Source organism: Sorangium sp. So ce426 (assembly GCF_051475585.1).
Lineage (GTDB): Bacteria > Myxococcota_A > Polyangia > Polyangiales > Polyangiaceae > Sorangium > Sorangium cellulosum_B.
On the sequence record NZ_CP150341.1, the window covers coordinates 6,058,635 to 6,072,918 of the forward strand.

Annotated in this window: 9 protein-coding genes, 1 tRNA gene and 1 pseudogene; 6 read left to right on the forward strand and 5 right to left on the reverse strand. The window is 72.3% G+C overall.

The features are described from left to right. Positions 1-60: 60 nt before the first annotated feature. Positions 61-1,176: pseudogene (locus WMF44_RS22455) on the forward strand (recombinase family protein); the annotation flags it as partial. A gap of 515 nt (positions 1,177-1,691) precedes the next feature. On the opposite strand, the gene WMF44_RS22460 reads toward WMF44_RS22455, so the two are convergent. Next, positions 1,692-1,769: transfer RNA gene (locus WMF44_RS22460), tRNA-Glu, on the reverse strand. Between the two features lie 711 nt (positions 1,770-2,480). Here WMF44_RS22460 and WMF44_RS22465 point away from each other — a divergent pair. The 3 genes from WMF44_RS22465 to WMF44_RS22475 all read left to right on the forward strand — a co-directional run bounded on the left by WMF44_RS22465 (position 2,481) and on the right by WMF44_RS22475 (position 7,383). Next, complete coding sequence (locus WMF44_RS22465) at positions 2,481-4,379, forward strand: TonB-dependent receptor plug domain-containing protein (protein ID WP_437301151.1); 1,899 nt, start codon at positions 2,481-2,483, stop codon at positions 4,377-4,379. Then, positions 4,376-5,446 (forward strand): HmuY family protein, encoded by a 1,071-nt coding sequence (locus WMF44_RS22470; protein ID WP_437301152.1) that lies wholly within the window; start codon positions 4,376-4,378, stop codon positions 5,444-5,446. The genes WMF44_RS22465 and WMF44_RS22470 overlap by 4 nt, the downstream gene beginning before the upstream one ends. A 125-nt stretch (positions 5,447-5,571) precedes the next feature. After that, entirely contained in the window at positions 5,572-7,383 is a 1,812-nt protein-coding gene (locus WMF44_RS22475; RefSeq protein WP_437301153.1) for a hypothetical protein, read from the forward strand. A 23-nt stretch (positions 7,384-7,406) separates the two neighbouring features. Here the strand turns inward: WMF44_RS22475 and WMF44_RS22480 are convergent, their stop codons facing one another. From WMF44_RS22480 to WMF44_RS22495, 4 genes are all read right to left on the reverse strand, one after another. Next, positions 7,407-8,231 (reverse strand): CBS domain-containing protein, encoded by an 825-nt coding sequence (locus WMF44_RS22480; protein ID WP_437301154.1) that lies wholly within the window; start codon positions 8,229-8,231, stop codon positions 7,407-7,409. A gap of 474 nt (positions 8,232-8,705) precedes the next feature. After that, on the reverse strand, positions 8,706-9,122 hold the full coding sequence (locus tag WMF44_RS22485) for a hypothetical protein (protein WP_437301155.1): 417 nt from the start codon (positions 9,120-9,122) through the stop codon (positions 8,706-8,708). A gap of 579 nt (positions 9,123-9,701) precedes the next feature. Continuing rightward, positions 9,702-10,784: an alpha/beta hydrolase gene (locus WMF44_RS22490; protein WP_437301156.1), complete on the reverse strand. Its 1,083-nt coding sequence runs from the start codon at positions 10,782-10,784 to the stop codon at positions 9,702-9,704. Between the two features lie 103 nt (positions 10,785-10,887). Next, positions 10,888-11,844, reverse strand: coding sequence for a DUF3396 domain-containing protein (locus WMF44_RS22495; protein ID WP_437301157.1), 957 nt, complete (start codon positions 11,842-11,844; stop codon positions 10,888-10,890). On the opposite strand from WMF44_RS22495, the gene WMF44_RS22500 reads away from it, so the two are divergent. Beyond that, on the forward strand, positions 11,843-12,751 hold the full coding sequence (locus WMF44_RS22500; RefSeq protein WP_437301158.1) for a hypothetical protein: 909 nt from the start codon (positions 11,843-11,845) through the stop codon (positions 12,749-12,751). The two genes, WMF44_RS22495 and WMF44_RS22500, sit on opposite strands and share 2 nt — an antisense overlap. A gap of 116 nt (positions 12,752-12,867) precedes the next feature. Continuing rightward, positions 12,868-14,274 carry an FAD-binding oxidoreductase gene (locus tag WMF44_RS22505; protein ID WP_437301159.1) on the forward strand — a complete coding sequence of 469 codons (1,407 nt, stop codon included), beginning with the start codon at positions 12,868-12,870 and terminating at the stop codon, positions 14,272-14,274. Positions 14,275-14,284: the final 10 nt, after the last annotated feature.

A 14,284-nucleotide genomic window follows, 5' to 3' on the forward strand; every position in this document is an offset into this window, starting at 1 on the left:
GTTCGTAAGTGCGCTCGCGGACCTCCTCGTCGACATCTTGAAGTACCCTCCGGGAACATCATGAAGCTCTTTGGCCTTCGCACCGCTCTCTACGCCCGCCGTAGCAAGGAAGAGCACCAAGCCGCCTCGATCGATGTGCAGACGGGAGAGGGAGCGCGCTATATTGCAGAGCAGGGCGGAACACTCGCCCCCGAGCACATCTTCGTCGACGCCGATCACGGTCGCGCCGAGTTCAAGAAGAGGCCCGGGCTGATCGCGATGCTCAACGCGGCAGAGCGCCACGCCTTCGATGCCGTCGTCGTGCGCGACGAGTCGCGCCTGGGCGGCGACACCAACCGGACGTCGCTCCTCATCCAGGACCTCCTCGATGCCGGCGTCCGGCTCTTCTACTACTTCACTGACGAAGAGGTGAAGATCGACGGCGCCTTCGACAAGCTCGTGATCAACGTGCGCAACTTCGCCTCCGAGCTCGAGCGGGAGAAGATCAGCCAGCGGACGCACGAGCACCTCATGACCAAGGCGCGTCGCGGGCTCAACGTCGGTGGCAGGGTCTACGGCTACGACAATGTCGAGGTCAAGGACGGCGATCGGCGCGTGCGGGTCGAGTACAAGATCAACGAGGAGCAGGCGAAGATCGTCCGCGAGATCTTCCGGCGTTACGCGGACGGCGAAGGGCTCCGAACGATCGCCAAGGACCTCAACGCCCGCGGCGTCGAGCCGCCGAAGGCAGGCAAGCGGGGCACCGGCTCATGGTCGTTCACGTCGATCCGCGCCATGGTGCACCGGGAGCGCTACCGCGGCCTGCTGGTCTGGGGCAAACGCGAGAAAACTTACCGAGGCGGCACGAAGGTCCGCGTCGCCCGCCCCGCGTCGGACTGGGTGACCATCGAGGTGCCCGAGCTGAGGATCATCGACGACGAGCTCTGGGCCGCCGTACAAGCGCGGAACGAAGGCCGCAAGCGCACGACGGGCTCGACTACACGCGGACCTCGGCCGCGCTACTTCCTCTCCGGTGTCGCGCGCTGCGCCGAGTGCGGCGGCCCTATCAAGGTGAACAACGGCCGAGTCAGTTACGATACAGTCAAGGTCTACGCCTGCGCCTGGCATCGCGACCGGGGCGAGGCGGTGTGCTCGAACGGCCTCCGCCGCCCCGTCGAGACCGTCGATGAAGCGTTGCTCGATTGGCTCAAGGAGAACGTCCTCCGCGAGGAAGTGATCGCCGAGGCCCTCCGGGAGCTCCGCCGCCGCCTCGCTGAGCGCGCCAAGACGACCGACAGCGAGGTCCCCGAATTTGAGGCGCAGGTGCGCGCTCTGAGGGCCGAAATTGACCGGCTCGGGGCCGCCTTGCTGGCCACGGACGAGAAGCCGCAGGTCATCGTGAAGATGATCGCGGAAAGGGAGAAGCGCCTCTCCGCACTGGAGGCCCGACTCGCCGCCATCCGGACCGCGCCCTCCGTGCTCGACCTGGAGGTCCGCCGGCTGGAGAAGCAGGCCCGCAGCCGCCTCGAGGACTTCCGCAGCCTGATGGGGCGCAATCCCGACGAGGCGCGTAGGGCGCTTGAGTCGCTCCTCAACGGGCCCCTGCGCTTCACCCCGATCGAGACGCCCGAGGGTAAACGCTATCGGATCGAGGGAGAGGTCGGGCTCGAGGCGATGCTCGCCGTCGAGGGTAGTGCCAGGTGCACTACCGATGGCGTCCCCAGCGGGATTCGAACCCGCGTAGCAGCCTTGAAAGGGCTGAGTCCTGGGCCGGGCTAGACGATGGGGACCGGCGATTCGGCGCGGGACCCTACCGTCCGTCGTCGAGCAATGCAAGCCCAACTCGCGTCGCCCGTTGGGGTTTCCGCCGTCGGGCCCGCTCCCGCCCCGAGACCCCCCGCAGCCGCGACGCGCGCCGGCCGAGGGGCCTCTCGTGGCGCGCCGCAGGCCTCCCGCCGAGGCGTCGGTCGCTCGGCATCGCCGCTCACCGCTCGCCCGCCACGAGCCTCCGTCCCGACGCGAGCTCCCTCGCTGCTCCCGCTGCGCGCCATGCGCCATCTACCGCGCCCACCGCCCCGCGAACCGCTGGACGACCGCCCTGAATCGGGCGACCATCCCCCACCCCACCTCACCCCATCGACCGAACGCCGCACAGGCCGAGCTCTCCCCATGCTGCCGTCCCCGCGCCTCGAGCCTGCCGTTCCGATGTCCCAGGGAGGACCGTGCCCCGGCGTCGGCGCCTGACGCGCGCCGCGCTGCTCGCCTTCTGCCCGCTCCCGGCGCTCGTCACAGCCGCGTTCTCGCGCCCTGCGCTCGCGCAGCTCCCTTCCGCGCAGCCGTCAGCCGCGCCCCCTTCCCCTTCTCCTCTTCCCGCTCCTTCGCCTTCCTCTCCCGCGTCGCCTCGTCCCTCTCCATCGCCTCCCCCCTCGCCCCCCGCGCCGCCTCCCCTCGAGGTCGTCGTCACCGGCACGCGCACCCCCGAGAGCAGCCAGCGCGCCACCGTGCGCACGCGCGTCGTCACCCGCGACGAGGCCGAGCGCCGCGGCGCCACCAACGTCGGTGAGGCGCTCGACGGCGAGCTCGGCGTCCAGGTCAACCCGAGCGCCTACGGCGCGCTCGGCAACCCGAGCGCCATCCAGATCCAGGGCTTCGACCTCGACCGCGTCCTCGTCCTCGAGGACGGCGAGCGCGTCATCGGCGACGCCGGCGGCGCCATCGACCTCTCGTCGCTCCCGCTCGGCGACGTCTCCCGCATCGAGCTCGTCACCGGGCCGACCAGCTCGCTCTACGGCACCAGCGCCATCGGCGGCGTCGTCAACGTGCTCTCCGCGCCCCCCGAGCACCCGGGCCTGAGCGGCCGCGCCCGCCTCGAAGGCCGGAGCCGCGCCGGGCTCCTCTTCCATGGATCGGGCGCCTACCGGGGCGAGCGCGCCTGGCTCAGCGCCGACGCCTCGTTCCAGCGGGAGGACAGCCTCTCCCTCGTCGAGCCCGCCGAGAACCTCGCCCATCCCGAGGCCGGCGCCGACGCCCCCACCGCCCTGCCCGAGCGCTCCCAGACCCTCCTCGGCCTGCGCGCCGGCGCCGCGCTCGGCAGGGGCATCGACCTGCGGCTCCGCGCGCGCTGGATCCACGACGAGCAGGACGGCGTCGAGCAGAAGGAACGGCCCGTCCTGGGGGTCTACCTCTACGACCTCCCCGAGGTGACCGACCGCATCACCCTGCACCTCGCCGAGACGCTCGACCTCGGCGGCGGCTCCAGCCTGCGCCTCGCCGCGGGCCAGCAATGGGCCTTCCGGTCGAGCGGCCGCGACCAGCGCGGCTCGCCCTACGAGGAGCTGCGCGAGCGCTCGGGCACGCTCCAGAGCTACGAGGCGATCGCCACCGTGGCCGACGGGAAGCGCACCTGGGTCGCCGGCGCGCGCGCCGAGCTGGAGACGCTCGACCAGGTGCTCAAGATCACCGACGTGACCACCTCCGGCACCGAGGAGATCCCGCCGAACGACGAGGTGCCCAGCACCCGGCTCGGCAGCGCCGCGCTCTACGGCCAGCTCGGGTGGAAGCTCACCGACGAGCTCACCGTCATGCCCGGCATTCGCGGCGAGCTCCGCGTCCGCTACGGCGGCGTCGTCGCCCCACGCCTCGCCCTCGCGTACAGGCCCTCGCCGTCGCTCACGCTGCGCGTCTCCGGCGGGCGCGGATTCCGCGCCCCCAGCGCGAAGGAGCTCGGCTTCTCGTTCGACCACTCGAGCCTCGGCTACATCCTCGAGGGCAACCCGGAGCTCGCCCCCGAGACGTCCTGGGGCGTGAACGGCGATGTCACGTGGATCCCCCGAGAGGGGATCACGGCGCGGGCGGGCGCCTTCTCGAACTGGGTCGACAACCTGATCGACGTCGACCCGAAGCCCGTCAGCTCCTCCGACGGCGTCGATACGTACACCTACACGAACATCGCCGAGGCGCGCACCGCGGGCCTCGATCTCTCGGCCACGCTCCAGGCCACGCCGTGGCTCCGCGTCGAGGCCGGCTACGCCTACCTCTGGACACGCGACGACACCGCCGATCCCGGACAGCCGCTCTCGGGCAAACCGCCGCACACGGCGCAGGCGTCGCTCCGCGCCGCTCTGCCGCTCCGGATCGAGCTCGTCACCCGTCTCCGGACCATCAGCGGCGCGTTCGTCGAGAGAGACCCGCGCGCCGAGGAAGACCTGTACGCCCCCGGGTTCACGACGCTCGACGCGCGGCTCGCGCGGCCGCTCTGGCCGTCGTCGCAAGCGTATCTCGGCGTCAGGAACCTGCTTGGCGCGCAGAAGGACCCTGAGCGCCGCGGCGATCACCGGCCCCTCGAGGGGCGCACGTTTTACGTCGGCGTCCGCGCCGATCTACCGTGGGAGGACTCATGACGAGAGGATCGGTCGCGGCGGCGCTTCTCCTGCTCACCCCGGCGTGCGGCGACGGCGGAGACCCCGGGACCACGGACGACGGCGCGCTCCTCGAGGTCGACGTGCCGGTCACCGGCCGCGTCTTCCTCCGCCTCGCCACGCCGGAGATCGCGCTCGTTGAAGGCGACGGCGCGGCGTCCACCGACTGGGATCTCGCGCTCTCCGGCTACGACGTCTTCACCAACAGCGGCCTCAGCGGCCCCGGCGAAGGTGGGGCGCTGCCGATCGGCCTCGAGGATTACAGAGCGGGTGAGCTGCCGAGCACCCCCTTCCTGCTCACGGACGACTCCGGCGGCGCCTTCTCGCGCTGGTACGCCTACGACGGCGAGGAGCACGTCGCCTTCAGCCGCTACCACGTCCACGCGATCGAGCACGAGGGCAGGTACTGGAAGCTCCAGATCTCCTCCTTTTACGGGGAGGTGAACGGGGCGCCGGTCACGGCGCTCTATCAGCTCCGCTACGCCGAGGTGCTCCCCGACGGCTCCGGCCCGACCGTCGACGTCCAGGATCTCGACGCGACAGCGGGCGGCATCGACGCGCCCGAGACCGAGCCGAGCGCTTGCCTCGACCTCGCGGGCGACCGGCAGCTGATGCTCACGCCCGAAGAGGCGCGCGCGTCGACGGATTGGAGTGTCTGCTTCCGAAGGTCGCTCGTCAGCGTCAACGGCGAGCTCGGCGGCCCCGGGACCACGCGCGCCGCCGACCTCCAGGCAGATGCATCGGACTCCGAAGAGCTCGCCGAGGTCAAGGCGCGCACCGCCGCGTCGGAGCAGGCGCGGTTCGACGCGGCCGACCACGCGGCCCTCTCCGATCCCGCCGTCCCCTACCGCGGCGACCACATCGCGACCGCCTTCACGGGGCGGTGGATCGAGCCCGGCGCGACGCCCCCCGCGCCGGCCAAGGACGCCGCGTGGCTCGTCCAGGGCGCGGACGGCGTGTCGCGCTTCGTGATCGTCATCGAGCGCTTCGAGGGCGCGACGGGAGCATCTCCAGGTCGGGTGAGAATGCGCGTCAAGCAAGTGGAATGAGCGCCGCGCGCGCCATCGCACACCCGCCGAGGTCACGGGCGTGCGCAGCGCGTGACACCGCGCGAGGGCCCGCGCATACTGCGCGCGCGGTGAGGGAGGGCCCTTGCCGACGCAGGAGCATGCTTATGTCAACGTCGCTTGCACCGGCATCGAGCGCCATCGATCCGTCTCGCGTGGACGGGAAACCAGGCGGTGAGCGCCGGGCAACGCAGGTGCGCGGAGGCGCTCTCCTCGCCGCGGGCGCGCTCGCGGCCCTCGTCGCGGGCGCCTGCGGCGGCAGGGTGGTGGTCGACGGGTTCGAGCCGCCGCCCGACGGCTCCGGGGGCTCCGGCGGCTCCTGGAGCTCCGGAGACACCGCGAGCTCCGCTCCGCAAGACGCCTCCGGGGCCGGTCAAGGCGGCAGCACCGGCGAGGGGGGGGCCCCACCGATTCCGCCCCTCGTCAAGGAAGAGCACAACAACGTCAGCATGGGCGAGGGCATCCCGGTGTTCGTCCAGCCGGGCACCCTGGGCTTCACGGCCGTCGCCGAGATCATGGCGTCATCGCCGAGCTTCGAGCCGATCGGGATCGAGAGCATCCTCGGCCCCGACGGCAGGCGGCTGGCGGCCGACTACACCATCCCAGGCACGATGGCCGCCTTCTTCAACCAGGGCATCGGCACGGCGGCCGTCCCCCAGACTGGCGCGGACGCATCCGCGCCGCTCGCGCCAGGCACCTACTGGATCCAGCTCGGCAACCGCGGAGTCGGCCCCCTGGCAGAGCCGGTGCGCCTCTCGGTGTGGCACCGCCGGACGCTCGACGGGCGCTTTCACGGCGGGAAGATCGACATCAACGCCTTCATCGCCGGAGAGGCGGTCTCCGAGCAGTACATGCGGCGCGCGCTGCTCGCCGCGTACGAGGGGTACGTGGGCCTCGGCGTGGGCAGCATCAACATCCACCACCTGGGCTCGGAGTGGGAGTTCGTCGACGACGAGCTCCTCCCCGGCCTGCTCGAGCAGACGGCCGGCGCCCCCGGCCGTCCGGCCCTCAACGTGATCGCGGTGACGGCGTTCGGGGGGAGCATCGTGCAGGCGTCCGGCGTGACGCCCGCCGTGCCCTCGGTCGCGGTCGAGCACGGCACCCACCTGAGCGGCATCGTGGTCACGCTCTACGAGGAGCCCTCGGTCGACACCGTCATCCTGCGCCATGAGCTCGGCCACCTCGCCGGGCTGTTCCACACCACCGAGTTCGACGCTGACTTCGGCGACCCGCTGGACGACACCTCGCGGTGCGGCGACGTGGAGTCGCAGATGGATCGCTGCCCGGATTTCGGGAATCTCATGTTCCCGACGGGGGGCGACTTCTCGGGCACGATGACGCCGCAGCAGACGGCGATCGTGCGGGCGAGCGCGCTCTACCGCGGGATCGTCGAGCAGGGAGGCGGGGCGGCCGTCCCGCTCCCGGCCGACGCGGACACGCCGGCGAGCGGAGCGCCCATCGCGCCGCCGGCTCCGGGCGAGGGTGCTCGCTCGTTTGCGCCGGACCGCCTCGCCTCCACCGCCGCGCTCCCGCCGCACGCCGCAGCGCTGCTCGCGGGGCACTTCTGCGGCCAGAGCGCGGCCCGTGGCGCGGATTTCGACGAGCTGCTCCGCGCGGCCGGCGCCGACGCCGATCGGCTGCTCGCCGTCGGCCGCGATCCCGGCGCGCCGGCGTACGTGAGGGCGCGCGCCCTCACCGCGGCGGGCCGCGCCGCCACGCGTTCCTCCGCCCCGGCGCGCGTGCTCGCGGAGCTCCAGGCCCTCGCCGCGGACCCCCGCCTCCCGCGCCGCGCGCGGCTCGGCGCCGTCGAGGGGGTCGCGTCCGCCTCGCCCGCCGCGGCCCGCGCGCTCGCCGCGCGCCTGACCGCCGGCGCCGACGGGGTCGTCGAGCGGATGGCGGCCCGCGCCGCAGCGCGGTGAGGCCGCGTTCGCCGAGGCCGGCGTTATCCCGCCCTGGACCTCGCGGCCATGGTGATCACGCCCGTCCCTGCGACGGCGCGCGCGAAGTCCAGCCCCGTCAGCACGCCGCGGAGCCGCCGCCCCTGCACCACGAGCACGCGCCGCGCCTGCGCCGCGTGCGCGGCGGCCGCGGCGCGGTGGAGCGGCGTCCGGACGTCGAGGCAGACCATGGCCGGGCTCATCACGTCCTCGACCGGTGAATCGGAGAGCACGCCGTGCGCGAGCAGCGCCTCGGTCTGCGTGAACATCCCCACCGGCCACCCGCCGGGATCCACCACGACGAGCCCGCTCACCTGCGCCGTCGTCAGCCGGTCGGCGGCGAGCGCGAGCGGCGCGTCGAGCGGGATCGTGTACGCGGGCGCCGACATGAGCCCGGCGATCGGCGTCGGGTCCCGCGCCTCGACCAGGGAGAGCAGGAGATCCTTGGTGCTGAACACGCCGGTCAAGGCCTCGTCCTCGCGGACGAACACGCGATGGATACGGTGCTTCAGCAGCACGCTCGCCGCCTGCACGACCAGCGTCGCGCGCCCGACGGTGATGATCCCGGGGCGCAGGACGGCGCGCGCGGGCACATCGGGCAAGGTGAGCAGCATCCCTCGGCTGTTCGTCTTCGTCTCGAACCTGCCGAGCCGGAGCAGGTCGGTGCGCGACAGCACGCCGATCGCGCGCGACGCCGCGTCCAGGATCGGAACGCAGGAGATCGCGCGCTCGCCCAGCGTGCGGTGCACCTCTGGCAGCGGCGTCATGTCGGACGCCGCGATGACTTCACAGGTCATGTAACGCGAGACGGGTGTCGCAAAAGACATCATGGCCGGCATTCCTCGAGGACGCCGGCGCACCGGCGCGCTCCGGATGGAGCAAGAAGCGATCCGCCATCCGACGAGGGCTGCCAGGCCTGGCGCAAGCGCAGGCACGGCGCCTCGGCGCGTGATCTGCGCCGAGGTGTGTAACGGGCTGGGCAGCGGCTGAGCCGCCAGACCCAGGTGCGCGTGCCAGGCGGCGATGTCCTAAAATGCGACAGGTGGGGGGCCCGGGAACGTGGCCGTCAGCTGCACGGCCGTCACCGATCCGGAGACCCGGGGCGCCTGGCCTCCAGGCGCTTGCGGCAAGCGCGAAGCTCCTGGAGGCCAGGACCCCGGTCACTCCCCCGGGCGACACATCAGACGACCCGCCGCTCGGGCGCCGGGCGCGCAAGGGGTCCCTCGTGTTCGGAGGGCCTGTCGCGCGCCGGTCCAGGGCCCGCGCTCGCCGTCGTCGCCGCGGATGGCCTCCGGGCCAGCGGGCTAGAACCTGCCGCAGCCGCCGCCGCCCCAGCCGGGCCTGCCGCACGGCGCCCTGAAGCCGCCCCAGGGGCTGTTCCAGCCGCAAGGCCTGTTCGCGAAGTTGCCCCAGTTGCTCCAGCCCGGGTTAACCCAGGGGTTCCCGCCGACGAAGCTCCCGTTGCCGCAGCTCGGGAAGCTCCAGTTCCCGTTGGGGAAGCCCAAGGTCCCGTTGGGCCAGCCCCAGCCCTGTTCGAAACCCCCGGGGGCCCCGCAGCTCCGCGCCCCGCACAGCGCCTGGGAGGCCTCCTCCACCGTCACGGCCTCGTCCGCATCACTCTCGTCGACGTCCGCCTCGCCCGCGCCCACCGCGCACCCGGTGGTCAGCGCCGCCATCGCCATCGCGACGCACATCAACCTGGTATTCAACAGCTCGACCATTTCTCCTCCTTGCCCGGCCCGCGACGTCTGCAAGACCGTCGCGCCAGTCGGGTTGCGGAGAGAGCAGCGCTCATGCCCGAGAGCTGGTGTGCAGAGCCTGCCGCCCGAGGGTGCGCGCCGCGGGCGCGAGGCAACGACAAACCGACATTCCTAAACAGCGCACGACCCCGCGGTGATCCTGCGCGTCCCCTCGCGCCCGATCACTGCGCAGAGAAGGCGCTCCCAGGCACACTCGGCGCCCGCCGCGAGCGCCTCTCGCGACGCGGCGGCTCCGGCAATAACACGCCTTTCGCGCGCTGCGGATTTCTCGGCGCAGCGCGCGTCGACGAGGTGTCTCCGACGATGTCGAGCCTCCGCGCCGACAACGTGAGACAAGGGGCGACAACACCGCAGATGCGTTCGCCGTCCTCAGGCGATCCGCGCCGCCCCGCCCGGCGCGCTCAGCCCATCTCCCCTGCGCTCGTGTACGCAAGAGTGCTCAAAAAGGACGCTCCGGGCATCCCGCGTCGGGAGCGTCAGGGGTCCTGTCGAATCGGCCTGATCCTCCGCCGGGCGAGCGCGGCGGCGGCGCGCGGCAGCTCAGGGCGCGGCGACCCAGGTCTCCCAGGCTCGAGAGAAGTCGTCGGCGTGGATCTCGTGGCCGCGCCCCGGGTGCACAACGAGCTCGTGCTCCCAGCCGTGCTGGGTCAGCACGTCGGCGAGGTTCTCGGCGCTCGCGATGGTGGAGGCGAGCTCGAGCTCGCCGACGGCGATGAAGATCGGCGGCCTCTCCTCGGAGAACAGGTGCTCCTCGATGACCATGCGCCCCGCGCCGACGAGCGCCGCGCCGTCGACGGCGACGAGGCCTTCGAGCGCCACGTAGCTCGCGAAATAACCGCCGTTGGAGAATCCCATGACATAACGCCTGCCGAACGTACCGCCGAGGATCCGCGCCAGCAGCGCCTCTGCGCGCATCCACTCTTCGAGCAGGGCGGGCGCCGCGGCGTCGACGGTCTCGCGGCGCGTCGGCCAGCAGGGGTAGGTCTCCACGGACGGATCCCAGGTGCAGAGTCCGGGTCTCCCGCGCGGGAACACGGCGACGGCGCCGAGCGCCCCGGCGGCCTCCGCGGCGGTGGCCTGGAGGTCCACGGGCAGCGAGTCGGGCGCCATGGCCCCGTGCAGCACATAAAGGATCGGCGCGCCTCGAGGCGCGGTCTCCGGCACATGGAAGCAGGTGTGGTCGTCCAGGCCGATCCACCCTGCCGAGCACCAGTCCGTCTCGACCGGCTGCCAGCTCGGCGCGCTGCCCTCGCTGCTGGCGGCGCCGGCATCCTCGCCACCGGTGCCGCCCTCGCCGTCGCCACCGGTGCCGCCCTCGCTGCCGCCGCCCTCGCCGCCGCCGCCGGAAGCCCCGCTGCTGGTCGCGACGCTGGCACGGGCGGCGCCATCCTCGCCAAGCTCGCCAGCACCCGCGCCCCCGGCGCTGCCCGCGCCGTTGCCATCGCGCGGGGCGCCGACGGCGGCGCGGTCGCACGTGGCCAGCGTCAGGGCGAGCGCCGCGAGCAGAGCCGCGCGCCCGTCACGGCTCCAGCCGCCGCGTGCCGTAGGCACGCCCCCAGCCATGACGACATCGAGCGCGCCGCGGGCGCCCGCGTCCCCGTCCACGCCGTGTGCCTTCTCCATGCCTCCTGTCACGGTGCCCTGTCGGGCGCGGCGCCGCAACGAGGGAGGCGCCGGCTCCGCGTTCGTCGGGCAACGGCTGCGTGAACGCCGCCTCGCGCTGCGGTCACCGCGGGGGCAGGCTCGTGCCGTGCCCGCCGCTCCTCTGCCCCGCGTCCTGCCGGTCGCCATCGAGCCGAGCGAGCCACGCCTCGAACTCCTCCTTGCCGAACGGCCCCATCGAGTGGACGCGCGGGTGCGTCTTCACCCGGATCGGCTTCAGCGCCCTCGACACGGGCCCATACGAGACGGGGTACAGCGCCCGGTTCGTATCCCCGAGCTCCGGATGCGGGCCGGCCATGACGAGGGCTCCGCCCTGCAGTTCGCGCAGCTCGGCGGTGCCGCCGAGCGCCTGCCCCAGCGCCGACCGGCCTCCCAGCGCTGCGAGCCATCGCTCGCCGAGGATCGTCAGCCAGTTGACGCCCTTGATGCCGTCCCGCAGCCACAGGCTGTGCGTGATCGGGTAATCGATCTCCAGCCCCGGGTGCCGCATCGCAAGCGCATACACCGTCTTCTCGTGCAGCTGGTTGAGGAAGCGGTTCGGGGACTGGACGAGGCCGAAACCGCCATAGCCGTGGACGGGCTGGATCCTCTCACAGAAACGGAAGAGCAGGCTCGGGAAGCCACCCTCACGATCGGCGAACCATGTGATGGGCAGCGCGAACGAGAAGTAGCTGAGCGATCCATGCCTATCGCTCTCCCACTTTCGCGAGCCCAGCGCGCCGATCCTGAAATGGTTCGCCTCCTCGTCGGTTGCGCCGCCATGCCAGAGGAACTCCCAGCCCCGCATTTCGTTCAGGCCTGGATCCACGAGCCACTTCGCCGGGTCGCGCGTGGCGGGGCCGTCGAGGCGGTCGAACCCTTTCGCCCCAGGGTGAGCCCACCGCAGATGGCCGCCCACCATGGCGCGGTACTCCTCGAAGCAGGCCGCCACGGCCCGGCGCTTCTCGAGGCTGTGCCCGCGCTCGAAGTAGATCGTGGCGAGCAGCGCGATCTGCAGGACGGTGCGACCTCTGTCGTCCATGACCCTGGAGGAGCCCGAGGCGGAGCGGGCCGCCAGCCGCGCCGTGCCGAACAGCGCTGAGACGTATCCGCCGAGCGACGACGACGAGGACGCGATAAGGACCGTGGCCGTGTCGCTGGCGCCCCAAGGTCCGGTGATGCCGTTCTTCGTGGACGCATCACGTTCCGCAGAAGTCCACGACGCGCCGCGCGCCCCGGCGCACGCCGCGCCCGTCGCCTGCGCCGATCCCGCGGAGACCTCCCCGCTTGGGCTCACGGACGGCACCGGCACGGTCATCGCGCCGCTCCTGCCCAGCCCGATCCCGCTTCCGTTCCAGCCGGCCGCGGTCCTCTCCCCCTTGCCGCCTCCGCCGCTCGTCGCGCCGATCGAGGCGAGCGACGCGCCGTATCGCGACCCGCCGCCGGAACCGGAGATCGAGGCCTCACCGCCCGCCACGCCACCTCCTGCTGCCAGCGTGCCTCCGGAGGCGCCGGCCAGCGAGCCAGAGCAGCCCGCGGTCGATGTCTCTCTCGACGAGTGCGCGGCGATCGCAGCGGAGATGGATCAAGAGCCGGGCTCGCGCGCGCAGATCCTCGAAGCCCGCCGGCTCACCGAGGCCGACTGGACAGCGCTCGATCGCCGGTACGCCGCCGCCATCGACGAGGCGACGAGCCGGGGCGAGATGGATCTGCTGCACGCCTACGACGCCGCCTATGTCGCGCGAATCGAGCACGGAAACGGGCCCATCCGGGCCGAGGACTACGCGCGGTTGCTGGCTGGCACAGGCCGCCGCACCCCACGCCCGCCCGACGGCCTCGATCTGCCGCAGGCCGGCCTCTTGCGGCTCAGGCGCTTTGGCACCCGCAAGATGGCCAAGGATCCGGCGTTCGCCGCGCAGCTCCTGAAGGCCATCCAGAGGCCCGGCTGATCTCCGCGGTTCTCGGCGGTCCACAGAGCAGCGGCGAGATCCCGGGGCGCCGGCTGACCCGCGAGGACCGCGCAGCCCGCTTGCCCTCGCCGCCGCGCCGCACTACCGACCCAGCCATGACCCCACTTACCGGCCTCCCCGGCCCCTTCCTCGAGGCCGTCCAGCGTGAGCTCCCCGCGGATTTCCTCTCGACGGACGCCGCCGACCTCGCGACGTTCGGCCGCGACTGGACCAAGGTCCACGAGCCCAGGCCCTCGGCCCTCGCGCTCCCGCGCTCCACCGACGAGGTCTCGCGGCTGCTCCGCCTCTGCTCCGAGCACCGCGTCCCGGTCGTGCCCTCCGGCGGCCGCACGGGGCTCGCCGCCGGCGCCGTGGCGGCCAGGGGCGAGCTCGTCGTGTCGCTCGATCGGATGCGCAAGATGGGCCCCGTCGACGTGCTCGGCGCGAGCGTGCGCGTCGAGGCCGGCGCGGTGACCGAGGCGGTGCACCAGCACGTCGCGCCGCACGGCCTCACCTGGCCTGTCGACTTCGCCTCGAAGGGGTCGAGCCAGGTCGGCGGCAACATCGCCACGAACGCCGGGGGCGTGAAGGTCATCCGCTACGGCCTGACGCGCCAGTGGGTCCTCGGGCTCACCGTCGTCACCGCGAGCGGCGCCGTGCTCGAGCTGAACGGCGCGCTCGAGAAGAACAACACGGGGATCGACCTGCGCCAGCTGTTCATCGGCAGCGAGGGCACGCTCGGCATCATCACCGAGGCGACGCTCAAGCTCACGCGGGTGCCCGAGGCGCTCAACGTGTTCCTGTTCGCGGTGCCCGACCTCGCCGGCGTGCTCGCGCTCTTCCGCGAGGCCCGGACGGGGCCGTTCGTGGTGATGGCCTACGAGTTCTTCACCGAGAAATGCCAGGCGCGCCTGCGCCGCCACCGGAACGTGCGCGTGCCGCTCTCCGCGCCGTCGGACTACTACGTGCTCATCGAGGTCGAGCGCGGCGAGCCCGAGGCGCTCGAGGCGTGGATCACCTCGCTGTTCGAGCGCGAGCTCGTCACCGACGGCACGCTCGCGCAGCACGGCGCGCAGGCCGCCGAGCTCTGGGCGCTCCGCGAAGGGATCAGCGAGAGCCTGTCGGCGACCGGGCTGCCGCACAAGAACGACGTGTCCCTCCCCATCCAGGAGCTCGAGGGCTTCTGCTCCGAGCTCGAGAGCCTCTTCGAGGCCCGCTATCCAGGGTGGGAGATCGCGCTCTTCGGCCACATCGGCGACGGCAATCTCCACATCAACGTGATGAAGCCCGACGACCTCACGCGCGAGGAGTTCCTGAAGCGCACCCACGAGGCGGATCACGCCATCTTCTCGCTCGTGAAGAAGTACCACGGCAGCATCTCCGCCGAGCACGGCATCGGCCTGCTCAAGAAGGATTACCTGCCCTACTCGCGCTCGGCCGAGGAGCTCGCGATCATGCGGTCGATCAAGCGGGCGCTCGATCCGCTGAACCTCATGAACCCGGGCAAGATCATCGACGTCTGAGCGCCTCCCG

Coding starts and splice junctions, on each gene's coding strand:
- WMF44_RS22470 (WP_437301152.1), top strand. CDS start 4,376: ATGACGAGAGGATCGGTCGCGGCGGCGCTTCTCCTGCTCACCCCGGCG.
- WMF44_RS22475 (WP_437301153.1), top strand. CDS start 5,572: ATGTCAACGTCGCTTGCACCGGCATCGAGCGCCATCGATCCGTCTCGC.
- WMF44_RS22480 (WP_437301154.1), bottom strand. CDS start 8,231: ATGATGTCTTTTGCGACACCCGTCTCGCGTTACATGACCTGTGAAGTC.
- WMF44_RS22485 (WP_437301155.1), bottom strand. CDS start 9,122: ATGGTCGAGCTGTTGAATACCAGGTTGATGTGCGTCGCGATGGCGATG.
- WMF44_RS22490 (WP_437301156.1), bottom strand. CDS start 10,784: ATGGAGAAGGCACACGGCGTGGACGGGGACGCGGGCGCCCGCGGCGCG.
- WMF44_RS22500 (WP_437301158.1), top strand. CDS start 11,843: ATGACCCTGGAGGAGCCCGAGGCGGAGCGGGCCGCCAGCCGCGCCGTG.
- WMF44_RS22495 (WP_437301157.1), bottom strand. CDS start 11,844: ATGGACGACAGAGGTCGCACCGTCCTGCAGATCGCGCTGCTCGCCACG.
- WMF44_RS22505 (WP_437301159.1), top strand. CDS start 12,868: ATGACCCCACTTACCGGCCTCCCCGGCCCCTTCCTCGAGGCCGTCCAG.